Here is a 25,707-nt window from a genome sequence, read left to right on the forward strand (position 1 = left end):
CGTGCTGCCTTCTCCCCGGACACTCTCGTGACCCAGCGGCGCACCCGCGCCGCCCGCTGCCGCCATGCCTGACGCATGGTGGCGGGGAGACACCCGTGCAACACCTCCTCCTGCGCAACGCTTTCCTGCTGTCCCGCGCGTTCTCGAACGCCCGCAACCGCCTGCCCGACACCCAGGCCCTGGCCCGGCGTCTCGGCCCCGGCCTGATCACCGGCGCCGCCGATGACGACCCGAGCGGCATCGCCACCTATTCGCAGGCCGGTTCGCAGTTCCGCTTCGGCCTCGTATGGACACTGCTGCTGACCACGCCGCTGATGATCGGCATCCAGATGCTGTCGGCCCGCATCGGCTGGGTCACCGGCCAGGGCCTGGCGGCCAACATCGCCAAGGTCTGCCCGCGCTGGCTGACGATGGGGCTCGTGGCTCTGCTGGTGGTGGCCAACACCATCAACATCGCCGCCGACATCGGCGCCATGGCCGAAGCTGCGCGGCTGCTTGCGGGCGGCTCGCGGGTGCTGTACATCGTCGGCTTTGGCGCGCTGTGCGTGCTGGGCCAGGTGTACTTCTCGTATGAGCGCTCGGTGCGCATCCTGAAGTGGCTGACGCTGGCCCTGTTCTCGTACGTCGCCGTCGTGCTGGTGGTGCAGGTGCCGTGGCGACAGGCCACCGCGGAGTCGCTGCAGCCTTGGGCCTTCTTTCCGGCGACCGCCAGCCTCAGCGACTACGCCAGCATGGTGGTGGCCGTGCTGGGCACCACGATCAGCCCCTACCTGTTCTTCTGGCAGGCCTCGCAGGAGGTGGAGGAAATGCATGCCCGCCCGCAGGCCGCGGAGCTGCGGCTGGTGCCGGCGTATGCGCAGGAGCATCTGTATCGCATCAAGCAGGACACCTACATCGGCATGTCCTTCTCCAACGTGATTGCGCTGTGCATCGTGCTGGCCACGGCCGTGACGCTGAACCTGCATGGCGTCACCAACATCCAGACCTCCGGCCAGGCCGCCGAGGCCCTGCGCCCGGTGGCGGGTGAGTTCGCGTTCGCCGTCTTCGCGCTGGGCATCATCGGCACGGGGCTGCTGGCGGTGCCGGTGCTGGCCGGCTCGGCCGCCTATGCGGTCAGCGAGGTGTTCGGCTGGAAGGCCAGCCTCGCCCACGGCCTGCGCGAGGCGCGGGGCTTCTACGCCATCATCATCGCGGCCACCGGCATCGGCGCCCTGATGAGCGTGTTCGAGCTGGACCCGATCAAGGCCCTGGTCTGGAGCGCCATCGTCAATGGTGTCATCTCGGTGCCCATCATGGTCGTCATGATGTGGATCGGCCAGTCGCCGCGCGTGATGGGCGAGCTCACGATGTCGCGCCGCCACCGCTGCTTCGGCTGGGCCGCGACCGGCGTCATGGCCGTGGCCGTGGTGGTGATGTTCGCCACGGCTTGACGCTCGGTTGAGCCCCTCGGCGCTGCAGCCAGCGCCGCAACGCCGTCCCGGCTCGCGCACCCCGGTCGCGAGCCGGGCTCCGTGACGACCACAAAGAGATTGCTCATGAACAAGTTCCTTGCCCGCGGGGCCGCCTCGACCGGCCACCGCCTGATGGCCCGCACCGCACGCGCGCTGCGGCTCCTCATGCGAGGGCTGCTGCTCACCGCCGCCCACGCAGCCCATGCGGCAGGCGGCCACCATGCCGTGGACGATGCCAGCATCCTTGAGCCGGGCCAATGCCAGCTCGAAACCTGGGCCGACCGCACCACCGACGGCGCCCGCTCGTCCGCGCACGTCGGACCGGGCTGCCGCGTCGGCCCGGTGGAGCTGAGCCTGAACCTGGATCGCGTCCGGTCCGCCGACACCACCACCGTGGCCGGCCCGCAGGTCAAATGGGCGACGCCGGTGAGCGACAGCCTCAGCGTCGGGCTCGCCGCCTCCGCGGCCCTGCAGGACCGGGCGCCGCGCCAAGCGAGCCGCACGCTCCTGCTGCTGGGGACCTGGCAGCCCAGCGACAGCTGGCTGGTCCACGCCAACGCCGGCCGGGACTTCCGGCCCGGAGGCCTCAGCAGCACCCACGCGGGCGCCGCCATCGAGTGGCAGGCCACCCCGCGCTGGTCCTTCGTCGCCGAGCGCTTTCGGGAAGGCGGCGGCGACTACGGCCGCACCGGCGCGCGCTGGTCCCTGAACGACGCAGTCAACGTCGACATCAGTCGTGCCAGCGGCTGGCGAGGCGGCTCACCCGCCTGGTGGACCGTGGGGGTCAGCTGGGTCTGGGCACGTTGACGGGGTGCATCCGCCGGGCGCGTCAGAACAGGAAGTAGCGCTGCGCCATCGGCAGCTCCTTGGCGGGCTCGCAGGTCAGCAGCACGCCATCGGCCCGCACCTCGTAGGTCTGCGCGTCGATCTCCATCGTCGGCAGGTAGGCGTTGTGGACCATGTCTGCCTTCCTGACCGTGCGGCAGCCTTTCACCGGCACCAGGGTCTTGGCCAGGCCGAGCTTCTCAGCGCTGGCCTGGCCGCTCTGGCTGACGAAGGTGAGTGAGCCCTGCGACAGCGCGCCGCCGAAGCTGCCGAACATCGGTCGGTAGTGCACCGGCTGAGGCGTCGGGATGGAGGCATTCGCGTCGCCCATGGCTGCGGCCGCGATGAAGCCGCCCTTCAAGATGAGGCTGGGCTTCACGCCGAAGAAGGCCGGCTTCCACAGCACGAGGTCGGCCCACTTGCCCACCTCGATGCTGCCCACCTCATGACTGATGCCGTGGGCCAGCGCCGGGTTGATGGCCAGTTTGGCGAGATAGCGCTTGACCCGCGCGTTGTCGTTGCCGGCACCGTCGTCAGGCAAGGCACCGCGCTGCACCTTCATCTTGTGCGCGGTCTGCCAGCAGCGTAACGAAACCTCGCCCACGCGGCCCATGGCCTGCGAGTCCGACGAGAACATGCTGATGGCGCCCAGGTCGTGCAGGATGTCTTCGGCCGCGATGGTCTCGCGGCGGATGCGGCTCTCGGCAAAGGCCAGGTCTTCGGCGATGCCGGCGTCCAGGTGGTGGCACACCATCAGCATGTCGAGGTGCTCGTCCAGCGTGTTGACGGTGAACGGCCGCGTGGGGTTGGTGGAGCTGGGCAGCACATTGGCCTCGCCCACCACTTTCATGATGTCGGGCGCATGGCCGCCGCCCGCGCCTTCGGTGTGGAAGCTGTGGATGGTGCGGCCCTTGAAGGCGGCGATGGTGTCTTCCACGAACCCACTCTCGTTGAGCGTGTCAGTGTGGATGGCGACCTGGGTGTCGGTGAGCTCGGCCACGCTCAGGCAGTTGTCGATGGCGGCGGGCGTGGTGCCCCAGTCCTCGTGCAGCTTCAGGCCGATGGCACCGGCCTCGATCTGCTGCATCAGGCCCTCGGGACGCGAGGCGTTGCCCTTGCCCAGGAAGCCCAGGTTCATGGGGAAGGCCTCGGCGGCCTTGAGCATGGTGGCAATGTGGCTGGGCCCGGGCGTGCAGGTGGTGGCCAGCGTGCCGGTGGCCGGGCCGGTACCGCCGCCGATCATGGTGGTCACGCCGCTCATCAGCGCCTCTTCGATCTGCTGCGGGCAGATGAAGTGGATGTGGGTGTCGATGGCGCCGGGCGTGACGATGAAGCCCTCGCCCGCGATGATCTCGGTGCCCGGGCCGATGACGATGTCCACGCCCGGCTGCACGTCGGGGTTGCCGGCCTTGCCGATGGCGGCGATGCGGCAGCCGCGCAGGCCGATGTCGGCCTTGACGATGCCCCAGTGATCGATGATGACGGCGTTGGTGATGACGGTGTCGACCGCATCACCCGGCCCCGGGCCGTTCGGGCGCTGGGACTGGCCCATGCCGTCGCGCACCGTCTTGCCGCCACCGAACTTGACCTCCTCGCCATAGCCGCCAGCGCGCAGCGTCAGGTCTTGCTCAATCTCGATGACCAGGGCGGTGTCGGCCAGGCGCAGCTTGTCGCCGACGGTGGGGCCGAGCATCTCGGCGTAGGCACGGCGGGAGATCTTCATAGCTTGCCTTGCACGAGGCCGCGGAAGCCCCAGACGGCGCGTTCGCCGTCCAGGTCGACGAGTTCGACCGTGCGCGTCTGCCCCGGCTCGAAGCGCACCGCGGTGCCGCTGCAAATGTTGAGCCGCATGCCACGCGCCGCCTCGCGGTCGAAGCTCAGCGCAGCATTGGTTTCGGCGAAGTGGTAGTGAGAACCGACCTGGATGGGCCGGGTGCCGGCGTTGGCCACCTTCAGCGTCAGCGTGCGGCGGCCGGGGTTGAGCTCATGCTCGCCCTCGGCGGTGATCAGCTCGCCGGGAATCATCAGGCGACCCCACCCAGCCGGGCCACGGCCAGGGCGGCCACGCTGGCGCCCAGCAGTGCGCGCGCCAGCACCGGCGCATGGCGCAGCTTCCAGCCCATCGCCAGACCAGCGCCGTGCAGGGCCACGGTGCTGAGCACCACGCCCGCCAGGGCGGCGGCGCCTTGCAGTTCCAGCCCGTGGGCCGCGCCATGGCTGAAGGCCAGGATGGCGGCCGTGGCAGCGCCAGCCGCTGGCGGCATGGCCAGGCGCAAGGCCACCAGCAGGCCCAGCACCGCGAGCGACACGGTGATGGCGGCCTCCATCGCCGGCATCTGCCAGCCGGTGGCCATGGACAAGCCGGCGCCCGCCAGCAACGACAGGGCAAAGGCAAGGGGCGCACGCAGCGGCTGCTTCAGCGCCATGGCGCTCCACAGGCCCACGGCCAGCATGGCCGCGAGGTGGTCGGGCCCGGTCAGCGGATGCAGGGCGCCTTCGACGAAGCCGTGGAGGCGGCTGTGATCGCCCGTGTGGGCCTGCGCGGCCGTGGCCAGCAGGGGCAAGGAGAAGGCGGCAAGCCAGCGGTGCAGGGTCTTCATGGCGTCTCGCAGGGTTCAGGCAATCGGTTGGTGCACGGTCACGAGCTTGGTGCCGTCCGGGAAGGTGGCTTCCACCTGGATCTCCGGGATCATCTCGGGGATGCCCTCCATGACGTCGGCGCGGGTCAACACCTCGCGGCCTTCGCTCATCAGCTGCGCCACGGTCTTGCCGTCACGCGCGCCCTCCAGGATGGCGGCGCTGATCAGCGCGACGGCTTCGGGGTAGTTCAGCTTGAGCCCCCGGGCCTTGCGGCGCTCGGCGAGCAGCGCGGCGGTGAAGAGCAGCAGCTTGTCTTTTTCTCGGGGTGTGAGTTCCATCGGGGGCCAGCTCTTCAGGCGTACAGGTCGATCAGGCCGGTGGCGTCTCAGGGCTGCGAGGCCCCGGCCCATCGGTTCGTTCAGGGTGGGCTTTGCAAGGCGGATGCCAGTCGACGAGCACGGCGCCCCCCTCACCCTTGCGGGCCGGCCCCGCCGCCTGGCGGGTAGGCGTGCCCAGCGCGATCCAGCCCAGCAGCGTCTCGCCCGGCTCGCAGAAGGCTGCAGCCACCGCGGCATTGCGCACCTTGGCGCCGCTGAGCATCTTGCCGCCAAAGCCCAGGGCATGGGCCGCCGTCAGGAAGTTGGCCAGCGCGCCGCCCACGGCCGCCCACTGTTCGTGGGCCGGCACCTGGGGATGGCCGAGATCGATGCGGGCCACCACCGCGACCGTCAGCGGCGGCTTCAGCGCCCGCTCGGCGTCCATCGCGGCGCCCTCCTCCCCCTTGCCTGCGGCACGGGCAGCGTCGGCAAACAGGGCAGCCATGCCCTCTTTTGCGGCACCACGCACCACCTTGAATCGGTAAGGCACCAGTTCGGCGTGGTCGGGTGCACGCAGGGCCGCCTCGGCCATCAGCGCCAGCTGCGCGTCGCTCGGCCCGGGTTCCGTGAGGTACTTGGGGCCGACCGAATAGCGCGTCAGCAGCGCCTCCAGCGAGGGCGGCACGAGGTTCACTTCAGCAGCCCGGCGTTCTCGGCCGCGGCCTTGATGCCGTCGTAGTTGGCCGGCTTGGTGGCAATGAACTTGGTGGCGCGCTGCAGGCCCAGGATCTCCTTGCCTTGCGGCGTGGCGGGGTCCAGGGCGAGGAAGGCGGCCTTGATCTTGTCCTGCAGGGCCTGCGGCATCTCGGCGTGCACCGACCAGTTGTAGTCGTAGTAGGCCGGGGTCGTGTAGAAGACCTTGACCTGGGCCGGGTCGACCTTCTTCTCGGTGACGAACTTCTCCCACACCGAGATGTTCAGCGCGCCGGCGTCCACCTTGCCGCTGGCGACGGCGGCGATGGTGGCGTCATGCGCGCCGCTGAAGGCCACGCGCTTCAAGTCGGCATCCGGGTTGATCTTGGCGGCCAGCAGGAAGCTGCGCGGCATCAGGTGGCCCGAGGTGCTGCTCTGCGAGCCGAAGGACAGGGTCTTGCCCTTGAGGTCTTCCAGCTTGGCGATGCCGCTCTTGGCGTCCGTGATGAACACCGAGCGGAACTTCTCGTCCTCCTCACGCTGCACCAGCGGCACGACCTTGCCGCCCGAGCGCACGTTCGCCTGCACGAAGGTGAAGCCCCCGAACCAGGCCAGGTCGACCTTCTTGTTGACCAGGGTCTCGACGGCCGCCGCGTAGTCGGTCACCGGCGTCCACTCGACCTTCATGCCCAGCTTGCTTTCCAGGTACTGGCCCAGCGGCGCGAACTTGCGCGCCAGCTCGGTGGGCGACTCGTCGGGGATGGCGGTCACGCGCAGCACCTGCTGTGCCTGCGCGACGGCGCCCGCCAGGGCGAGCGACGCCACCACACCACGCGCCAGACTGGCGACAACACGAGAAAGGGCCATGATCAAGTCTCCTGAGGGAAGAACGGTGTCCGGTCAGAACACCAGGGTGGCCCAGGCCGGATCAGCAGCCCGGGCAGCGAATTGCACCGCACCGCCATGCTGGCGGGCGGCAGGGATGAGGTCGGCATGCGTGAGGCCGTGAGCGGCCAACGCATCCGTACAGGCCAGGAAGCGCGCGCCATGGTCGAGGGCATCCTGCATCCAGCTGGCGATGGTCTTGTCGAAACGCGTGGACGCGCGCAGCGCGTCGGCCACGCCCGGCTGCAGCAACAACACCGAGCGCGCCGTGAAGTAGACCTCCACCTGCAGCTCCAGAGCAGCGCCCGCCGCCGCCTGCGCGAACGGCGTGGCCAGACGCACCGGGTCCGCCGGGTCCGCAGCCCACAACAAAATGGCCAGGCCCTGGCGCGACATCAGGCACCTTCCAACTGGTTGAGCCAGGCCCAGCGCTGCATTGCGGCGCGGATGTTGGCCTCACCCACGACAAGCTGGGCGCGCTCCTCGTCCAGTCGCGCCGGCGCCAGCTCCAGCAACCAACCCGCCTCGTAGGGGGCCTGGTGCACCAACTCCGGCCGCTCCTCCAGCGCTTCATTGACCCGCATGACCGTGCCCGACAACGGCGACTTCACCGACACGATGGACTTGGACAACTCCACCACACCCAGTGACCGCCCTTGCTCGACCTCGCTGCCCACCGACTTCGGCCGGCACATGTAGATGTCCCCCGACGCCTTCAAGCCCAGCGCCGTGATCCCCACACGCACCCGCCCCCCATCCAGCGGCATCGCCCAGGTCTGGTCGTCGATCCAGTACCAGAGATGCTCCGGCAGCTCGGCGCCCGCGATCAGCATGGCGCCCCCACGATGGTTCGGCCGGCGTCGCGAGCGGGCACAGGTTGGTTCGAGCACCGCAGCCGTACTGGCGTACGGCGAGGAGCGCAGGGCCAAGATGTGTCCGCGCAGTAGCCGGACGGGCCATCGTGGCGGAAAGAGGTAGGAGTCGAACCTACCCGGCAACGCATGGCGCCACCCACCGGGTTTGAAGCCCGGCCGACACACCGGTGTCGTTCTCTTTCCATGTTCAATGCTCCAGCGGCGCAAACAGCGCGCTGTCAGCCCGCAGCCGATGTTCATCGCCCACCCGGCGCAGCAGACCGACGCGGTCGAAATGCTCCAGGATCTGGATCGCACGCTTGCGGCCCAGGCCGGTCGCGTCGCGGAAGGCGGCCGCGGCCACATGCCCCTGTTCCGTCGCCAGGCGGCGCACTGTAGCCGCGAGTGCGGTCATCGTGGGCGTGTCCAGGTACAAGTCCTTCACGACCTGATGCAGATCGCCCTGCTGCGCCAGGCGCGCCAGCGTCGTGCGCATCAGAGGCTCAGGCTCGGCGCAGTCCTTGGCGAGGTCGCGCGCCCAGGCGCCTTCGGCCCCGGCTGCGGCCAGGCGAGGTGCGACCTTCTGCGCAATGCGCTGCTCGGTGGCCGACAGCTGAACGCCATGCACTGGCAAATGCACGAAGGCACCGCGCACCGCGACCTGTCCGCGGCCCCGCAGCTCGTTCAGCACCTGGCGCCACAGCGGCTCGGCCATGCGTGGCGACACGAGGCGGCGCAGCCGGGCCGCGTCAGGCCCGAGCTCGTCGGGTGACTTGGCGTGATAGTCGGCCAACGCGCCCAGCAGCCGATGCGTCAGCGCCGCATGGGCCTCGTCACCCAGGGCCCAGCCCTGCAGCGGCTCGGCGAGGCCCTCGGCTTGCGCGAAGCGGGCGAGGTCCAGGCCGAGCTGGGACAGCACCAGCAGCCGTTCACGGCGGCGCGCCGTGGTGGGCAGCTCACAAGCCGCGAGCTCGTCGAGCCGCTCCGGCGTGCGGCGGTAGCGCGTGGGGGCAAACGGGTCCAGCACGATGCCGCCGGCCAGCGTGCGCGTGGCACCGGCGTCGCGCAGCACGAGGCGGTCGCCGCGCCAGGCGCCCACGGGGCCATGGCAGACCAGCTGCACGCGGGCCGCAGCGCCGGGCTCGATCAGGTCGCCATCCAGCACCGCCACGCTGGCCATGGTGCTCTGCGCGCCCAGGTGCAAGTGGACCCGCGCGCCCGAGCGCAGCGGCCGGGCCTCGCCGGGCCATAGCTGCAGGCGGGCGTCGAAGCGGTCAGTGGCCAGGGCCACATGCGGCGCCGTGAGCCAGGCGCCCCGCGGTGCCTCGTCCTTGGCGATGCCCGCCAGCGCGACGGCACAGCGTTGGCCGGCCTGGGCGCGTTCAACCACACGGTTCTGGGCATGCAGGCTGCGCACCCGGGCGCGGCGCCCGGCCAGCACGAGTTCATCGCCTACGGCGATCTCGCCCGCATGCAGGGTGCCCGTCACGACCGTACCCACGCCATCGAGCGTGAAGGCGCGGTCCACCGCCAGGCGCGGGGCCAGGCCTTGCCACGCACGCGGCGGCATCTGACGAGCCGCGTTGAACAGCAGCTCCCGCAATGCCTCGACGCCCTGCCCGGTCTGCGCGCAGACCGCCACGATGGGTGCCTCGGCCAGGCCCGTACCGGCCAGGAGTTCACGCACCTCAGCCGTCAGGGACTCAATGCGCCCGGGCTCCGCGCGGTCGGCCTTGGTGATCGCCACCGCGCCGCGCGTCAGGCCCAGCAGGCTCAACACCGCCAGGTGCTCGCGCGTCTGCGGCATGACGCCGTCGTCCGCCGCCACGAGCAGCAGCCCGAAATCGATGCCGCTCGCGCCCGCCAGCATGGTGTGCACGAGCTTCTCGTGGCCGGGCACGTCGATGAAGCCCACGCGCTCCTTGGCGCCGGGCACGTCCAGGTAGGCGTAGCCCAGTTCGATGCTGATGCCGCGCGCCTTCTCCTCCGGCAGGCGGTCGGTGTCCACGCCGGTCAAGGCGCGCACCAGGGTCGTCTTGCCGTGGTCGATGTGGCCAGCGGTACCGATGATCATGGCGTGGGCTCGCTCGCAAAGGACCGAGGCCACAGAGACACAGAGGCACACAGAGGCCGCGATGACGCGCAGCGCCTCTGTGCCTCTGTGTCTCTGTGGCTGTGTTCAACGGCGGCTGTGTTCACGCCAGTGCTTCCTTCAACGTCGTCAGCTGAGATGTCAGCAGCGCCGGCTCCTCCAGGCAGCGCAGATCGAGCAGCAGCCGGCCTTCGTGGATGCGGCCGATGACCGGGCGGGGCAGTTCGCGCAGCGTGGTGGCCAGCGCGTCGAGGGACCGGCCCCGACCGTCGGCCGGCGTCAGGGCCAGGCCGGCCGAGGGCAGGCGCTCCACCGGCAGTGAGCCCGATCCGATCTGGCTCTGCAGCGCCACCACCTCGACGCTGAACCGCGGCGCCACGGCCGCCGCCACTTCGGGCAGCAACTGTTGGGCGAGTGTGGCGATCTGGGACTGGGGCCGGGTCAGCAGGCGCAGCGTGGGCAGGTCCTGCACCAGGCGCTCGGGCCGCTGGTACAGGCGCAGCGTGGCCTCCAGGGCAGCGAACGGCAGCTTGGACAGGCGCAGCGCCCGCTTCATGGGGAACTTGCGAATACGGCCGATGGCCGCCTTGCTGCCGACGATGAGGCCGGCCTGCGGGCCGCCCAGCAGCTTGTCGCCGCTGAAGGTGACCACATCGCAGCCGGCGGCCAGCATGGCCTGAGGCAGCGGTTCGGCCGGCAGGCCCCATTTGGCGAGGTCGACCAGGGCTCCGCTGCCCAGGTCGGTCATCAACGGCACGCCACCGGCGCGCGCAATCGGCGCGAGCGTGGCTTCATCGACCGCAGCGGTGAAGCCCTGCACCGCGTAGTTGCTGGTGTGCACCTTCACGATGAGGCCGGTGCGCGGGCTGATGGCGCCCTCATAGTCACGCGGGTGCGTCCGGTTGGTGGTGCCCACCTCCACGAGGGTGGCGCCCGCCGCGGCCATCACGTCGGGCATGCGGAAGGCGCCGCCAATCTCCACCAGCTCACCGCGCGACACGATGGCTTCCTTGCCCCGCGCGAGCGCTGCGATGCCGAGCAGCACCGCGGCGGCATTGTTGTTGACGACGGTGGCCGCCTCGGCGCCCGTGAGCTCGCACAGCAGCGACTCGATCAGGTCATCGCGATCGCCGCGGCCGCCGCTGTCGAGATCGAACTCGAGGTTGTTCGGCGCGCCGGTCAGGGCCAGCACCTGGGCCAGCGCCGCGTCGGCCAGCAGCGCGCGCCCGAGGTTGGTGTGGATGACCGTGCCCGTGAGGTTCAGCACCGCCCGCATGTTGGGCTGCATGCGCTGGCTCACGCGGGTGGCGAGGGACTGCGGCAACAGGGCCAGCTCGGCCCGCGGCAGCTCGCCCGCCACGGCCCGGGCGCGCACGCCGTCCAGCAAGGCCCGCGCCTCACGCGCGACCAGCGTATGACCATGCTCCGCCACCAAGGGCGCGCATTCGCGCAGCAGCTTGTCGAGGGCGGGCAGGTCCTTGGGGCTGGCCTTGGAACCGTGAACCACGGATTCGTCGGGCGTCGCCATCAGTGGCCTCGACCGGGCGGTGGTGGCGCGTCTTCGGGTTCGCCGAAGAGCAGCAGCAGGTTCACCCCGTGGCGTTGCTGGCCCTCTTCGCTGACGAGCAGGTCGAGCGTCAGCGTGGCGAGATCGTCCGCCACCGGCTCGATGCCGTTGTCACGTGCGGGGTGCATCAGCTTCAGGTAGTGGCCGCATTCGCTGCAGCACTCGGCCTGGACGGCCGGCTGGGTTTCGGCCGCGGCGGCGTCAGCGGCCACGAGGTTCTGCAGCGAGATGCCCTTGGTGCTCTGGCAGTGGCTGCACTTGATGCGCACGTAGTGCCATTGTGTGGCGCACAGGCCGCAGGCCAGGTAACGGGCACCGTCGGCACCCAACCGCTCGACCGAGGCCACCGGCCGCGAGGCGCAGCAGGGGCAGACGGTCGGGTCGTCGATGCGGCCGAAGGGTGCGAGCTGGCCGCCCGTGTGCGCCGCTGCCGTCTGCTGCGCGAGGCGAACCCAGTGCAGCTGCAGGCCCGCCGCCAGCAGCGGGGCTGCCGCCATGTCGAGCCCGAACATCACGCCGGTCAGCAGGCGCCCGGCTTGCGTCTCCAGGTGCTCGTCGCTGGCGTCAGCCAGTTGCCGCACCGTCGAGCGCGCCGGCCCTTCGGGCAGGTGGGCAGTCAGGTCTTGCAGCATCGAGCGCAGCGACTCGCGCCAGACTGCGGCACGGGGCCAGGTCTCGGCCGGCAACAACGGCAGGCCGGCGCTCGCAGCCGCCTCCACCTGCTCGGCCGTGGGCAGCGGCACGGCGACACCCGCCTTCAGCGCGCGGTGCTGGGCATCGGCCAGTTCCGCGGCGAAGAGCAGAAAGTCGCGCATCGCATGCCCCTCGGCGAGCTGGCGCAGGCGCACCGCCCGCGCGGCGAAAACGCCGGCATCGGGCAGGTGCAGGAAGGTCAGCTGTTCGCCCGCGCGAACCGCGATTTCTTCCGGGCTGAGGAGCTTCTGGGAGGTCGTCGTCGTGGAGGTCACTGCTTGCCTGTCATCTCACGGTGCCACAGCGCGTGGTTCTGGCGCGCCCAGGCTTCGGTGACCGTGCCGCGCGTCATGGCGCGCACGGTGCCCTTGACCCAGATGGCCGCATACACGTGCATGATGACACCGAGGACCAGGGCCACCGCGCTGGCCGCGTGCAGCACCACCGCGATCCGGCGCAGCAGGATCGGGAAGCTGTTGGCGAACCAGGGTTGCCAGAACATCACGCCGGTGATCAGCAGCACCGCGAGGCACACGCTCATCAGCCAGAACACGCCCTTCTGGCCGGCGTTGTACTTGCCGACCGGTGGCAAGGCCGCCTTGTCGCCACGCAGCATGTCGCCGCTCTTGGCCACCCATTCACGGTCAGCCGGCACGAACACGTTCTCGCGCCAGAGGCGGAAGAACATGACCGCGAAGGCCAGCACCATGGCCACCCCGAAGAAGGGGTGCAGGATGCGGGTCCAGACGCCACCGCCGAACAGGCTGCTGAAGAAGTACAGGCTCGGGTGGAAGAAGGCCAGGCCAGACAGGCCGGCGAGCACGAACAGGAGCGCAATGAGCCAGTGGTTCATGCGGTCCCGGTCTTCATAGCGACGCAGGTATCGAGTTGCCATGTCGTGCTCCTTCAGGCGTCGGCCTTGTTGTCGACCTTGTCGTCGGTCTCGTCCTTGGTCTCGACCGGGCCGACCTTCATGTAGTGGAAGAAGCCGGCAACGGCCGCCCCCACCATCGCCGCCACGGCCAGCGGCTTGGCGGCGCCCTTCCACAGCGACACCCACGGGCTGATCTTGGGATCAGCCGGCAGGCCGTGGTAGAGCTCAGGCTTGTCCGCATGCTGCAGCACGTAAACGACGTGGGTGCCGCCGACGCCTTGCGGGTCATAGACGCCCGCGTTGGCATAGCCGCGGTCCTTCAGGTCGGTCACGCGCTCGGCGCCGTAGTCGAGCATGTCTTCCTTGGTGCCGAAACGGATGGCGCCCGTGGGGCAGGCCTTGGCGCAAGCCGGCTCCAGGCCCACACCGACGCGGTCGGAGCACAGCGAGCACTTGTAGGCCTTGTTGTCGACCTTGGACAGTCGCGGCACATCGAACGGGCAGCCCGTCACGCAGTTGCCGCAGCCCACGCAGTGCTCCGAGATGAAGTCCACGATGCCGTTCGTGTATTTCACGATGGCGCCGGGGGCCGGGCAGCTCTTCAGGCAGCCCGGGTCGTCGCAGTGCATGCAGCCGTCCTTGCGGATCAGCCACTCGAGCTTGTCCTTTTCGACTTCGACCTCCGAGTAGCGCATGACCGTCCAGCTTTGCGGTGTCAGGTCACGCGGGTTGTCGTAGGTGCCATGGGTTTCGCCCACCTCGTCACGGAGGTCGTTCCACTGCATGCACGCGACCTGGCAGGCCTTGCAGCCGATGCAGGAGGACACGTCAATGAGCTTGGCGACCTCGATGGTCTTGCGCGCTTGCGGCGGGTTGGTGGTCGTCGCGGAGCGCTTGGCGATGTCTAGCGATTGGAGTGAAGACATGGGCGCTCCTTATGCCTTCTCGAGGTTGACGGTGAAGCTCTTGAACTCGGGCGTCTGCGTGTTCGCGTCGCCCACGAAGGGGGTCAGCGTGTTCACGAGATACCCGGGCTTGGCCACCCCGACAAAACCCCAGTGGTTGGGCAGGCCCACGGTGTGCACGCGCTTGCCGTCCACATCCAGCGACGCGATGCGCTTGCTGACCACGGCCACGGCCTTGATGAAGCCGCGGTTGCTGCTCACCTTGACCCAGTCGCCATTGGCAACGCCCTTCTCCTTGGCAAGCTCCTCGCCGATCTCGACGAACTGCTGCGGCTGCACGACAGCCGACGTGCGCACGTTCTTCGTCCAGTAGTGGAAGTGCTCCGTCAGGCGGTAGCTGGTGGCCACGTACGGGAAGTCCTTGGCCGTGCCGAAGGCCTCCATGTCGCCCTTGAACACGCGGGCGGCCGGATTGCTCTTGGCCTTGGCGTTCTTCGGGTGCATGGGGTTGGCCTCGAGCGGCGTCTCGAAGGGCTCGTAGTGCTCGGGCAGCGGGCCGTCGACCATGCCGGTGGGCGCGAACAGGCGAGCCACGCCCTCGGCGGTCATGATGAACGGGCGCACCGCGTCGGCATCCGTCGGGTTGGCATCCGGGCGGATGTCGGGCACGTCGGAGCCGCCCCACTTCTCGCCGTTCCAGGCCACGAGGCGGCGCTTGGCGTTCCAGGGCTTGCCGTTCGGGTCGCAGGACGCGGCGTTGTAGAGCACGCGGCGGTTCGCCGGCCAGGCCCAGGCCCAGTTCAGCGTCTGGCCGATGCCGAACGGGTCGCTGTTGTCGCGGCGAGCCATCTGGTTGCCGGCCTGCGTCCAGGCGCCGGAATAGATCCAGCAGCCGCAGGACGTGGAGCCGTCATCGCGCAACTGGCCGAAGCCGGCAAGCTGGTCGCCCGCCTTCACCAGCACCTTGGTCGGGTCCTTGGGGTCGGTGACGTCGGCCAGCGCCTTGCCGTTGTATTCCTTGGCCAGCTCTTCGGGCGATGGGTTGTGCGGCTGGGCGTAGTTCCAGGTCAGGTTGAGGATGGGGTCCGGGAAGGCACCGCCGTCCTTCACGTAGGCCGCCTTCATGCGGGTGAAGATCTCGGCAATGATTTCCGGGTCGCCCTTGGCCTCGCCCGGAGGCTCGGCGCCCTTCCAGTGCCACTGCAGCCAGCGGCCGGAGTTGGTCAGCGACCCCTCCTCCTCGGCGAAGCAGGTGCTCGGGAAGCGGAACACCGTCGTCTGGATCTCCTCGCTCTTCACGTCGTTGTGCTCGCCGTAGTTCTTCCAGAACTCGGCGGTCTCGGTGATGAGCGGATCGATGATGACGAGGTACTTGAGCTTGGACAGGCCCGCGACGATCTTCTTCTTGTTGGGGAAGGAGCCGACCGGGTTGAAGCCCTGGCAGATGTAGCCGTTGAGCTTGCCCTGGTTCATCAGCTCGAAGGCCTGCAGCACGTCATAGGCCTTGTCCCACTTCGGCAGGTAGTGGTAGGCCCAGCTGTTCTCGGCGGTCGCCGCCTTGCCCCACCACGCCTTTTGATGGCTGACGAAGAACTTGGGGTAGTTCTGCCAGAAGCTCATCTGGTTGGGACGCAGTGGCTTGACGGCGCGGGGCTTGTAGTAGGTCTCCAGGTCCTGCTCGGTCTCGCGCGGCAGGCTCATGTAGCCCGTCATGGAGGTGGAGAGCAGCCCCAGGTCCGTGAGGCCCTGGATGTTGGAGTGGCCACGCAGCGCGTTCATGCCGCCACCTGGCAGGCCGATGTTGCCCAGCAGCAGCTGCATGATCGCGCCGGTGCGGATCATCTGCGAGCCCTGGCTGTGCTGCGTCCAGCCGAGCGCGTACATGATGGTCATGACGCGGTTGGGCTTGGACGTCTCGGCGATCATCTCGCACACCTTCAGGAACTTGTCCTTCGGCGTGCCGGTGATCTTGCTGACCTGCTCGGGCGTGTAGCGGGCGTAGTGCGCCTTCATCACGTTGAGCACGCAGCGCGGGTGCTGCAGGGTCGGGTCGACCTTGGCAAAGCCCTTGTCGTCGAGCTCGTAACCCCAGCTCTTGTTGTCGTAGCGGCGCTTGCTTTCGTCGTAGCCGCTGAACAGGCCGTCCTCGAACTTGTAGTCCTCGCCGACGATGAAGCTGGCGTTGGTGTAGTTCTTGACGTACTCGTGCTGGATCTTGTCGTTGGACAAGAGGTAGTTGATGACGCCGCCCAGGAAGGCGATGTCAGAGCCCGCGCGGATGGGCGCGTAGTAGTCGCTCATCGCAGCCGAGCGCGTGAAGCGCGGGTCGACCACGACCAGCTTGGCCTTGTTGTGATGCTTGGCTTCGATGACCCACTTGAAACCGCAGGGGTGGGCCTCGGCGGCATTGCCACCCATGATGAGCACGAGATCGGCGTTCTTGATGTCCACCCAATGGTTGGTCATCGCACCGCGCCCAAACGTCGGGGCCAGACTGGCCACCGTCGGGGCGTGTCAAACGCGCGCCTGGTTGTCGAAGACCAGCATCCCCATCGACCGCATCGCCTTGTGGGTGATGTAACCCGACTCGTTGGACGATGCGCTCGCGCAGAGCATGCCGGTGGTCAGCCAGCGATTGACGGTCTTGCCGTCGGCCGTGGTGGCTTGGAAGTTGGCGTCGCGGTCAGCCTTCATCAGCTTGACCAGGCGATCCATCGCCTCGTCCCAGCTGACCCGCTTCCATTCCTTGCTGCCGGGCTCGCGGATCTCGGGGAACTTCAGCCGGTTGGGGCTGTGCACGAAGTCCAGCAGGCCGGCGCCCTTGGGGCAGAGCGTGCCACGGTTGACCGGGTGATCCGGGTCACCTTCGATGTGGATGATGGACGAGGTGACGTTTTTCGCCTTGTCGCCCAGCGAGTACATGATGATGCCGCAGCCCACCGAGCAATACGGGCAGGTGTTGCGGGTTTCTGTCGCCCGGGAGAGCTTGAAGTTGCGTGCCTCGGCGAGAGCCGCCGTTGGCGAAAACCCCAAGGCCACGAGGCTGGATGCTGCCAGCCCTGCGCCGCTCACCCGGAAGAACTGCCTCCGGTTCATGTCCATGGATATCGTCTCCTGGGGCCCAACGCCCCGTCGAACTTCGATAGGTGTCGCCGGCACGCGGCAGCACACGGGATTTCTCCACAATCGACCGGGCTTGTCCAATAGGGATTTGGCCGCCCCGGCGATAGGGTCGGGAATGTTCAGGCGTCAGGATGACGTCAGCTTCCCACCACCCCCTAATTCAGGGCTCAGGTGGTCTTGGAGATGGCGATCGTCGGGAACTTGGACGAGTAGTCCTTGCCCTGGGCCGCGATCTTCACGGCCACCTTGCGCGCCAGCGCCTTGTACAGCGCTGCGACGTCGCTGTCGGGCTCGGCCACGACGGTCGGGGCGCCCGAGTCGGCCTGGGCGCGGATGTTCATCGCCAGCGGCAGCGAGCCGAGCAGCTCGGTGCCGTATTGCGCCGCCATCTTCTGGCCGCCCTCGGCCCCGAAGATGTGTTCGGCATGGCCGCAGTTGGAGCAGATGTGCACCGCCATGTTCTCGACGATGCCGAGGATGGGCACGCCCACCTTCTCGAACATCTTCAGGCCCTTCTTGGCGTCGATGAGCGCGATGTCCTGCGGCGTGGTGACGATGACCGCGCCGGTCACGGGAACCCGCTGCGACAGCGTCAGCTGGATGTCACCGGTGCCGGGCGGCATGTCGACGACGAGGTAGTCCAGCTCCTGCCAGCGTGTCTGGCGCAGCAGTTGCTCCAGCGCCTGGGTCGCCATGGGGCCGCGCCAGATCATGGCCTGGTCGTCGTCCACCAGGAAGCCGATGGAGTTGACCTGCAGGCCGTGGGCGATGTGCGGCTCCATGGTCTGGCCGTCCAGCGTCTCGGGCTTGCCGCTGGTGCCGAGCATCGTGGGCTGGCTGGGGCCGTAGATGTCGGCGTCCAGCACGCCGACCTTGGCGCCTTCGGCCGCGAGCGCCAGCGCCAGGTTGGCAGCCGTCGTGCTCTTGCCCACGCCGCCCTTGCCGGATGCGACCGCGATGATGTTCTTGACACCCGGCAGCAGCTGCACGCCGCGCTGCACCGCGTGCGCTACGACCTTGGTACCGATGCTGACGCTCACGTTGCCCACGCCGGGCAGGCTCCGCGCCGCGGCGATGAGGGCGGCCCGCAGCGCCGGATGCTGGCTGGCAGCGGGGTAGCCCAGCTCGACCTCCACGCTCACATCGGCGCCCTCGATGCGCACCGACTTCAGCGCCTTCGCTTCGCCGAGCGTGCGGCCACTGCCCGGGTCGACGACGGCTTGCAGGAGGGGTTGCAGCTGGGCATCGGAAATGGCGGTCATGACAGGCAGGAGTTCACGGGAATCGGGGCCGGCAGTCTAGCGGCGACTGGGCCTCGCGCCTGCGCAGGGGGCTTTGTGCGTAGAGTGGCAAACCCCTGCACCGTCGCTGGAGACTCCTGGATGCCCCGCCTCGCCGCCCTGCTGATCAGCGCTGCCACCCTCGGCATGCCTGCCTTCGCCCAGCCGGGCGGCGGCAAGTTGCTGTTGACGGGCGGCGTGTCCAGCATCGACGGCGCCGCTGGGGGCGGTCTCACGCCCTGGGCCGTGACAGGCAGCTATGCCAGCGCCGGCCAACTGGGCGCCACCGCGTTCGTCACGCGTGTGCAGACGGGCGACTACGGCCTGATCACCTACGGCGCAGCCCTGGGTTTGCACGACCGCGTGGAGCTTTCGCTCGCGCGCCAGGACTTCGACACCCGCGGCAACCTCGCGCCGCTGGGGCTCGATGGTTTGCACCTCAAGCAGGACATCGCCGGGCTGAAGCTGCGCGTGGCCGGTGATGCGGTGCTCGACAGCGACACCCTGATGCCGCAGGTCGCCTTCGGCGTCGAATCCAAGCGCAGCGACACCGGCAACCTGGGCCCGACGCTGTACGGCGCCCTGGGCGCCAAGCGCTCGGGCACCGATCTCTACGTCAGCGCCACCAAGCTCTTCCTGGCCGAAGGCGTGCTCGTCAACCTGACCCTGCGCTCGACCCAGGCCAACCAGAACGGCCTGCTGGGCTTCGGCGGCGCCCAAGGCGCGGGCCGGCGGTGGCAGCCCGAGATCTCGCTGGCCAAGCTGCTGCGCCGCGACCTGGCCGTGGGCCTGGAGTTCCGGGCCAAGCCGGACAACCTGAACGCGTCCGTGCTGGGCACCGGCGCGCTGAAGGAAGACGACTGGAAGGACATCTTCATCGCGTGGGCACCGAACAAGCACGTCTCGCTGACAGCCGCCTGGGTCGACCTCGGCCGCATCGCCCCCGCGCTGCAGCCACGGCGCCAGAGGGGCAGCTACCTGTCCCTGCAGCTCGCGCTCTGACGGCGCCCGAAGCGCGCTGATCCGTCACCGCCCTGATCGTTTCGACGCAGACCGGGTAAAGAAGATTTGCGTTGACACCCACGCCACACCCGCCCCAGCGGTGCATGGCAAGCTGGCAGGCTATGCACCCGCTCCGCCTGACCGCCACTGCCGCCTTGCTTGCCTGCGGCGCCCTGCCGCCCGCCCTCGCCCAGACCGCGCCCCCGGCGGCGCCCGACGCCGCGGCATCCGCGCCGACGCAACCGACGCCGCGCCCGGCACCGCGTGCGGGCGAGCAGCTCAAGCGCGTGGAGATCAGTGGCACGGCCAGCGACGAGTCCATCCGCAAGGCGTCCACCGCCAGCAAGATCGTCGTCACGCGCGAGGAGATCGAGAAGTTCGGCGACTCCACGCTGGGTGAGGTGCTCAAGCGCCTGCCTGGCGTCACCACCGGCGGCCGCCCAGGCCGCGGGGGCGACATCCGCATGCGCGGCATGGGCGGCGGCTATACGCAGATCCTGGTCAATGGCGAGCGCATGCCGCCGGGCTTCTCGCTGGACCAGTTGCCCCCTGAACAGGTCGAGCGCATCGAGGTGCTGCGTGCGCCGACGGCCGAGTACGGCACACGCGCCGTGGCCGGGACGATCAACGTCGTGCTGCGCGAGGCGCTGAAGAAGCGATTGAACGAGTTCCGCGCCGGCTTCGCGACCGAACGCGGCCAGATCAGCCCCGGCATCGGCTGGAGCCGCAACGACAACTTCGGTGACGGGCATGCCTACAACCTGACCGTCAATGCCATGCAGGCCAAGCGCATCGACGACGTCATCAACGACACCGTCACCCGCACCTTGGTCACCGGCACCGACAGCCTGGTGGTGTCGCGCGGCCGCAGCGACGAAGACCGCAAGGCCCTGAACCTGACAGGCCGGGTGCAGTTCAAGCTCAACGCCACCGACACGCTGGCCCTGCAGCCCTTTGTCGTGTCCAGCAAGTCGACCACGCAGTCACAACTGCTGCAGACCACCACGCCGACACCCAACCCCAGGCCCGCTGGCTTCTACGACCAGGCCGACACCGACGGCGACACCCGCTTCAACATGGCGCGACTGAACGCGCAATGGCAAAGCCGCCTGAGCACCGACACCCGCGTGGAGGCCCGCGCCGGCATCGGCCGTGCGCGTGCTGACAGCCACAGCCTGCGCCAGGAGCGCCTGGCCGGCGCCGCCACCCGTTTGCAGGACGACACCACCGCCAGCCAGGACAGCAACTGGAGCGCGCTGGCCAAGCTCTCGCACAACCTCGGCAACGACCACGCGCTGGTGACCGGCGTCGAAGCCGAAGGCACCACCCGCCACCAGAACCGCGTGACCCTCGTCAACGGCCTGCCGCAGCCCGGGCTGGATGACTTCGGCGACGACCTCGATGCCTCCAGCACCCGCTATGCCGCCTATGCGCAAGACGAGTGGAACGTGGGCAAGCAATGGGACTTCTACGCCGGCGCGCGCTGGGAAGGCATCACCACCCGCTCCACCGGTGCGAGCTATGACGCGCGCAACCGCTCCAGCGTCTTCACCCCGTTGGCCCACGCCCGCTACAAGCTCGACGAGCGCGGCCGCGACATGATCCGCGCGAGCCTCACCCGCAGCTACCGCAGCCCGCAACTGCAGGACCTGATTGCCCGGCCAACCATCAACAGCCAGGTCCCGCATCAGGCCAACACCCCGGACCGCGCGGGCAACCCCGACCTCAAGCCCGAGCTCGCCACCGGATTCGAGATCGGTTACGAGCACTACCTCACCAAGGGCGGCCTGCTCAGCGCCAACTTCTTCGCCCGCCGCATCAGCAACCTGATGCGCACCGTGACCGCCTTGGAGACGGTGCCCTGGTCTGCCACGCCGCGCTGGGTGGCGCGCCCGCAGAACATCGGCAAGGCCTCCACCGCCGGGCTGGAGCTGGAAGCGCGCTTCCGGCTCGACGAGTACTTTGAAGACGCCCTGCCTATCAATGTGCGCAGCAACTTCAGCTTCTTCACGTCCAAGGTCGACGGCATCCCGGGCCCGAACAACCACATTGACGGCCAGCCCAAGGGCACGGCCAACCTGGGGGCCGACTACCGGCTGCGCTCTCTGCCCCTGACGCTGGGCGCCTCGCTGAACTGGACGCCGGCCACCACCATCCAACAGACGCTGATCACCGAGTCCACCGCCAGCCGCAAGGCCGTGCTGGACGCTTTCGCGCTGTGGGCCATCAACACCGAGCAATCGCTGCGACTGTCGGCCACCAATCTGTCGGCGATGGACTATTTCACCGGCAGCGTGATCAGCACGGGAGATCAGCTGATCACGTCACGCAGCGGGGGGCCGAGCTATACGCAGTGGCAGCTGAGGTGGGAGATGAAGATCTGAGGTGGGGGCTGCGTGCTGGTGAGGCTGCGCCGCGTGACGGTGGCTGAAGGTTTCAGGCCGCCCCACTCTCCGTGACCCACGGCCCCGTGATCCCGTCCAGATCACAGTCCCACAACGCCTGGGCATCCATCTCATCCACCACGCCCTCGCCGTACACCTTCAGCGCGAGGCTGCGCAGCATGATCACCATGCCCCGCACAAAGGCGGCCCGGCCGGCTTCGCCCGCGACCCCCAGCAGAACCGAGGCATCGAGCTTCACGTAGTCCAGGCCCGCCTGGTAGAGCCGCTCGACGTGCGCGAGACCCGCACCCGCGTGTTCAAGGCCCAGCTTCACCCCCAGCGGGCGCAGTTGCTGGCCGATCTCCAGCAGCCGGTCGAAGTGCTCGGTGGCCGCCGCCTCCGTCACTTCCAGCAGCAGGGCGCGGGCGGCCTGTGGCCATTGGTCAAGCAGTTCGCGCAGCTGGGGCAGGAAAGCGCCGTCGGCCAGCGACGCGGGCGCCACGTTGATGCAGCGCGCCTGCCCGTCACCGGCGATGGCCTGCAGCGCCAGCCGCACGGCGAACAGGTCAGCCTGCCCCGTCAAGCGCGCACGCACCGCCAGCGGCAACCAGCCGGAGGCCGCGCGGAACTCGCCGTCGAGTTGCAACTGCAGCGGGCATTCAAGGTGCAGAAGCCGCCCCGCGCGATCGCGCACCGGGAACTCCACCAGCCGGCCCTGCGCCTGCCCGATGGCCTGCTGCAGTTGGGCACGCCAGAGCGCCTCGCCTTGCTCTCGACCAATGCCGGGCTCGGCCACGATCTCGATGACGAAACCGCCGTGCGCCTCGCTCAGGTGCTCGGCGCGGGCCAGCGCCGCATCGGCCTCACCGAGCCAGACGTTGCTCGGCCGCTCGCGCGGCAGCTCGATGGCGCCAAGGGCGACCTGCACGCCGGCGCCGTAGGCCGGCAGGCTGGCACGCAGCGCGTCCGCCAGGGCATGCGCCGTCTCGGCGGCCACGCCCTGGGCCGGCAACCACAGCGCGAAATCACCACCATTGAGCCGACCCACGCGGCAGCCTGGCACCGACTCGGGATACGCCTGCAGCGCTGACACGACCGTCAGCAGCACCTCGTCCACCGTGGCCCGGCCCAGGCGGGTGTTCAGGCCGGCGATGTCGCGCAGGCGCACCAGCACCAGGCCTGCCACCACGGGTCCATCGTCCCGTTGCAGCGCGGCGTCGAGTTCAGCAAGGAAGTGCTGGCGCGTGGACACCCCGGTCAGCGCGTCGTGGTGCACCTGCTGACGCAGCACCAGCAACTGGCCGGCCTGCGCTTCGAAGAGGTCCTTGACCCGCTGCACCATCGCGTTCATGGCGCGTGTCAGCCGCTGCAGCTCGGGCACGCGCGGTTCGGTAACCTGGCCATAGCTGCCCGCCAGCACACCCTCGGCCTGCGCCACCGCGGCGTCCAGCGGCCGGCGGATGCGCCTGAGCCCGGCCCACGCGGCCACGGCGGCCACCATGCCGACCACCAGCATCCACGCCACCAGCCGCCGGGTGCCAAGCCAGAGCGCATCGTGCGCATAGCTGGCGTGGCTCTTGACCTCGACCGAACCGATGGCCTTCCAGCCGTCCGACACCTGGGCCAGGCCGGACGCGGCCTCGATGGGCAGCAACGACTTGAACCACGCCGGGGCCTGGCCTGCGCGCGGCGCCTCAGCGCGCTCGTACAGCGTGACACCGGCAGGATCGCGCCATCGGACGAACTCATAGGCACCGGTGTCGAACTGGGCAGACACGAGCAGCTTGATCAACTCACCGTCACCCTGTTGCTGCGACAGCGCCAGGGCCAGCGTCTGGGCGTTGTCGGCGTTCTTGAGCTCGAGCTGGGTGCGCATGAGTTGCTGGGTGGCGAGCGTGGACAGGCCGACGACGCCCCCCAAGGCCGCCAACACCACGCCCAGCAGCAACCAGGCGATCTGGCGCATCAACGACATGTCTCACTCTCCATCAGATGAAGCCCTCCGCTCGGACCTTGGCCACGAGTTCGCGCCACAGCGACAGCCGCGCCATCGGGTCACCTGCCGTGACCGCCCCCGCGCCCTGCCACAGGCCCTCGGTGTTGAAGCTGAAGACCGGCGTGAGATCGGGCCGCTGCGAGGCAGGCAGCACGTCGGGCCGCAGGTTGTCCAGGATGAGCGGCTCCGCGCCCGGCTGGGGATAGTAGGCGAGCACCATATGCGCCAGTGACTGACCTTGCTGGCGCGCCCGCACGTAGACCATGCGCAAACGGGTGGTGGGCACGCCGGTGGCGGCGAGGCTGAAGTATTTGCCGATGGCGTAGTCCTCGCAGTCGCCGGCACGCTTCTCCAGGCTCTCCAGCGGCGTGGCCCAGTAGTCCGGCACGCCCCAGGTCAGCGCATCGTCGCGAAAGGCCAGCCGGCGGTTGAAGAAATCATTGATCTCCTTGAGCCGCTGGGCCTCCTCGTGGGTGCTGCTGCGCTCGATCTGCTGCACCAGCGCCTGCGCCTGCTCGGCGACGCGCGGGCCGCGCTGCGTGGCGACATCCAGCACCCGCGCGGCGTCATAGGCAGCCGCCGCCACCCAGGGCAGCAGCGCCAGAACGGCCAGCCAACCCCAGCGCAGGCGGGCGACGGTGGCGACGTGGACGATGGAAGTGGGCAAGATTGACGAAGGCGGGCAACTCAAATCACTGTAACCGTGTGTTGCCCGCCTAAGATTTTCGGATCATGCAGAACCCGGCCTCAACTCACACAACTCGCACCCAGCAGATCCGGGACGACCTCGACCAGTCACGCCGCCGCGGCGCGCTCCAGCAGATCCAGATCCCCCCCTGCCCCGAACTGCTGGCCCAGCTCCAGCAGGCCATGAGCGGGGACGAGCCCGACCTCAACCTCGTCGCCCGCATCGCCTCCAGCGACGTGGCCATGGCGGCCACGCTGCTGCGCATTGCCAATGGCCCGCTGTTCAAGCCGGTCGGCCTGCCCTGCACCACCGTCGGCCAGGCCATGACCCGCATCGGCCTGCGCGAGAGCATCGCGGTGATGACGGGCTTTCTGGCGCGGCACGCCATCCCCGTCAATGCGCCGCAGCTGGCGCGCTTCTGGGAGCGGAGCACCAAGCGCGCCATCGCGATGGCCACGATCGCGCAGCAGCTGCCGGGCCTCTCGCCGGACCTGGCGCACAGCTTCGGGCTGTTCCTGCACGTCGGCATGCCGGTGCTGCTGCAAAGCGTGCGTGGCTACGCCTCGACGATGGTCGAGGCCGCCGCGCGCATCGACCGCCCCTACATCGCCACCGAGAACGCCAACCACAAGACCGACCACGCCGTGGTCGGCGCGCTGGTCGTGCGGGTCTGGAACCTGCCGCCCGTGCTGATGGCGGCCATCCGGCTGCACCATGACTTCGCCGCCCTGGGCAATGCCGACATCGACCCCGAGGTGCACACCCTGGTGGCGGCCGGCCTGATCGCCGAGCACCTGATGCGCCGCCACGAGGGCCTGCCGGAAGACGCCGACTGGGCTGGCCACCACCAGGACGCGATGGACTGGCTGCACATTGGCTGGGACGACCTGGCCCATTGGGAAGAGGCCGTCATCGCGCAGTTCGACGCCGCGTGAAGCTGCCCCGCCTGCGCGTGCTCGTGCTGGTCGCCATGATCGTGGCGTCGCTGGGCACGGTGGGCTGGTGGATCTTCGGGCCGCCCGGCGTGGCGGTGGAGCTGACCCGGCGCAGCTGGCGCATGGAGATCATCGTGGAGCGGCTGCGCACCGAGTCAGGCTCCGACTGGTGCGATGAGCTGCCCGCGGGCGCTTTCGACATCACGCGCCGCATGGTCACCGACCCGACCGGCAAGCGCGCCGAGCCGGGCGAGCACTGCCGCTACAACCTGCTGGCCTGGCGACGCAGCTGGATCGTCAAGACCGAGGGCGGGCCCGGCGATCGACCCACATGGCCCAACCCACCGCTGCGCCTGGCGCCGCCCGGCCAGCCGGGCAGCGAGCGCCTGGGCAAGCGGGAGGCCTTCTATGAAATCGAGCTCAGCGACGGCGGCGACCACCTCTGGACCTGCCGCGTCGACCTGGCGCACTGGCAGACGCTGCGCGTAGGCCAGCGCTTTCGCATCCCGGTCGACCGCTTCGGCACCGCGGACTGCCCGCGGATGTACGAGTCGCGGCTGTAG

Annotated in this window: 23 protein-coding genes and 1 tRNA gene; 6 read left to right on the plus strand and 18 right to left on the minus strand. The window is 69.2% G+C overall.

Going from position 1 to position 25,707, the window contains the following annotated elements:
* Positions 1-95: 95 nt before the first annotated feature.
* The gene (locus CDO81_RS12015; protein ID WP_338139984.1) at positions 96-1,430 is read left to right on the plus strand and encodes an NRAMP family divalent metal transporter; all 1,335 of its coding nucleotides are present in this window, start codon (positions 96-98) and stop codon (positions 1,428-1,430) included.
* Between the two features lie 105 nt (positions 1,431-1,535).
* Positions 1,536-2,258 carry a hypothetical protein gene (locus CDO81_RS12020; protein ID WP_088483460.1) on the plus strand — a complete coding sequence of 241 codons (723 nt, stop codon included), beginning with the start codon at positions 1,536-1,538 and terminating at the stop codon, positions 2,256-2,258.
* Positions 2,259-2,280: 22 nt separating this feature from the next.
* Here the strand turns inward: CDO81_RS12020 and ureC are convergent, their stop codons facing one another.
* The 16 genes from ureC to apbC form a co-directional block, all read right to left on the minus strand.
* Positions 2,281-3,999 carry an urease subunit alpha gene (ureC, locus tag CDO81_RS12025; RefSeq protein ID WP_088483461.1) on the minus strand — a complete coding sequence of 573 codons (1,719 nt, stop codon included), beginning with the start codon at positions 3,997-3,999 and terminating at the stop codon, positions 2,281-2,283.
* A complete protein-coding gene (locus CDO81_RS12030) occupies positions 3,996-4,301 on the minus strand; it encodes an urease subunit beta (protein ID WP_088483462.1) in 306 nt (101 codons plus the stop codon). The genes ureC and CDO81_RS12030 overlap by 4 nt, the downstream gene beginning before the upstream one ends.
* Positions 4,301-4,876: a HupE/UreJ family protein gene (locus tag CDO81_RS12035; protein ID WP_088483463.1), complete on the minus strand. Its 576-nt coding sequence runs from the start codon at positions 4,874-4,876 to the stop codon at positions 4,301-4,303. The genes CDO81_RS12030 and CDO81_RS12035 overlap by 1 nt, the downstream gene beginning before the upstream one ends.
* Positions 4,877-4,891: 15 nt before the next feature.
* Positions 4,892-5,194, minus strand: coding sequence for an urease subunit gamma (locus CDO81_RS12040; RefSeq protein WP_088483464.1), 303 nt, complete (start codon positions 5,192-5,194; stop codon positions 4,892-4,894).
* A 31-nt stretch (positions 5,195-5,225) separates the two neighbouring features.
* Entirely contained in the window at positions 5,226-5,867 is a 642-nt protein-coding gene (locus tag CDO81_RS12045) for a nitroreductase family protein (protein ID WP_241516971.1), read from the minus strand.
* Entirely contained in the window at positions 5,864-6,733 is an 870-nt protein-coding gene (locus CDO81_RS12050) for a putative selenate ABC transporter substrate-binding protein (protein ID WP_088483465.1), read from the minus strand. Before CDO81_RS12050 ends, CDO81_RS12045 begins: the two co-directional genes overlap by 4 nt.
* A gap of 33 nt (positions 6,734-6,766) precedes the next feature.
* Entirely contained in the window at positions 6,767-7,147 is a 381-nt protein-coding gene (locus tag CDO81_RS12055) for a DsrE family protein (RefSeq protein ID WP_088483466.1), read from the minus strand.
* On the minus strand, positions 7,147-7,584 hold the full coding sequence (locus CDO81_RS12060; RefSeq protein ID WP_088483467.1) for a glycine cleavage system protein H: 438 nt from the start codon (positions 7,582-7,584) through the stop codon (positions 7,147-7,149). The genes CDO81_RS12055 and CDO81_RS12060 overlap by 1 nt, the downstream gene beginning before the upstream one ends.
* 129 nt (positions 7,585-7,713) lie before the next feature.
* Positions 7,714-7,809, minus strand: a tRNA-Sec gene (locus CDO81_RS12065).
* Between the two features lie 4 nt (positions 7,810-7,813).
* The gene (selB, locus tag CDO81_RS12070) at positions 7,814-9,679 is read right to left on the minus strand and encodes a selenocysteine-specific translation elongation factor (RefSeq protein WP_088483468.1); all 1,866 of its coding nucleotides are present in this window, start codon (positions 9,677-9,679) and stop codon (positions 7,814-7,816) included.
* Between the two features lie 121 nt (positions 9,680-9,800).
* Complete coding sequence (selA, locus tag CDO81_RS12075; RefSeq protein ID WP_088483469.1) at positions 9,801-11,225, minus strand: L-seryl-tRNA(Sec) selenium transferase; 1,425 nt, start codon at positions 11,223-11,225, stop codon at positions 9,801-9,803.
* Positions 11,225-12,232 carry a formate dehydrogenase accessory protein FdhE gene (gene fdhE, locus CDO81_RS12080; RefSeq protein WP_088483470.1) on the minus strand — a complete coding sequence of 336 codons (1,008 nt, stop codon included), beginning with the start codon at positions 12,230-12,232 and terminating at the stop codon, positions 11,225-11,227. The genes selA and fdhE overlap by 1 nt, the downstream gene beginning before the upstream one ends.
* The gene (locus tag CDO81_RS12085; protein ID WP_088483471.1) at positions 12,229-12,852 is read right to left on the minus strand and encodes a formate dehydrogenase subunit gamma; all 624 of its coding nucleotides are present in this window, start codon (positions 12,850-12,852) and stop codon (positions 12,229-12,231) included. The genes fdhE and CDO81_RS12085 overlap by 4 nt, the downstream gene beginning before the upstream one ends.
* An 11-nt stretch (positions 12,853-12,863) precedes the next feature.
* Positions 12,864-13,757 carry a formate dehydrogenase subunit beta gene (fdxH, locus tag CDO81_RS12090; protein WP_088483472.1) on the minus strand — a complete coding sequence of 298 codons (894 nt, stop codon included), beginning with the start codon at positions 13,755-13,757 and terminating at the stop codon, positions 12,864-12,866.
* A gap of 9 nt (positions 13,758-13,766) precedes the next feature.
* Complete coding sequence (fdnG, locus tag CDO81_RS12095) at positions 13,767-16,838, minus strand: formate dehydrogenase-N subunit alpha (RefSeq protein WP_144397220.1); 3,072 nt, start codon at positions 16,836-16,838, stop codon at positions 13,767-13,769.
* Positions 16,839-17,026: 188 nt separating this feature from the next.
* Positions 17,027-18,121, minus strand: a complete 1,095-nt coding sequence (gene apbC, locus CDO81_RS12105) for an iron-sulfur cluster carrier protein ApbC (protein ID WP_088483475.1) — start codon at positions 18,119-18,121, stop codon at positions 17,027-17,029.
* A 120-nt stretch (positions 18,122-18,241) separates the two neighbouring features.
* Between apbC and CDO81_RS12110 the strand changes: the two genes are divergently transcribed.
* The gene (locus CDO81_RS12110; protein WP_088483476.1) at positions 18,242-19,141 is read left to right on the plus strand and encodes a DUF3034 family protein; all 900 of its coding nucleotides are present in this window, start codon (positions 18,242-18,244) and stop codon (positions 19,139-19,141) included.
* A 122-nt stretch (positions 19,142-19,263) separates the two neighbouring features.
* On the plus strand, positions 19,264-21,525 hold the full coding sequence (locus tag CDO81_RS12115) for a TonB-dependent receptor plug domain-containing protein (RefSeq protein WP_158218257.1): 2,262 nt from the start codon (positions 19,264-19,266) through the stop codon (positions 21,523-21,525).
* A gap of 52 nt (positions 21,526-21,577) precedes the next feature.
* Here CDO81_RS12115 and CDO81_RS12120 read toward each other — a convergent pair whose 3' ends face one another.
* Positions 21,578-23,500: a bifunctional diguanylate cyclase/phosphodiesterase gene (locus tag CDO81_RS12120; RefSeq protein ID WP_088483478.1), complete on the minus strand. Its 1,923-nt coding sequence runs from the start codon at positions 23,498-23,500 to the stop codon at positions 21,578-21,580.
* Between the two features lie 13 nt (positions 23,501-23,513).
* Positions 23,514-24,188 (minus strand): transglutaminase-like cysteine peptidase, encoded by a 675-nt coding sequence (locus CDO81_RS12125; RefSeq protein WP_241516973.1) that lies wholly within the window; start codon positions 24,186-24,188, stop codon positions 23,514-23,516.
* A gap of 65 nt (positions 24,189-24,253) precedes the next feature.
* Here CDO81_RS12125 and CDO81_RS12130 point away from each other — a divergent pair, with 65 nt between their 5' ends.
* On the plus strand, positions 24,254-25,144 hold the full coding sequence (locus CDO81_RS12130; RefSeq protein ID WP_088483479.1) for an HDOD domain-containing protein: 891 nt from the start codon (positions 24,254-24,256) through the stop codon (positions 25,142-25,144).
* Positions 25,141-25,707 carry a hypothetical protein gene (locus CDO81_RS12135; protein WP_088483480.1) on the plus strand — a complete coding sequence of 189 codons (567 nt, stop codon included), beginning with the start codon at positions 25,141-25,143 and terminating at the stop codon, positions 25,705-25,707. The genes CDO81_RS12130 and CDO81_RS12135 overlap by 4 nt, the downstream gene beginning before the upstream one ends.

This window comes from Roseateles puraquae (assembly GCF_002205845.1).
Taxonomy (GTDB): domain Bacteria; phylum Pseudomonadota; class Gammaproteobacteria; order Burkholderiales; family Burkholderiaceae_C; genus Pelomonas; species Pelomonas puraquae.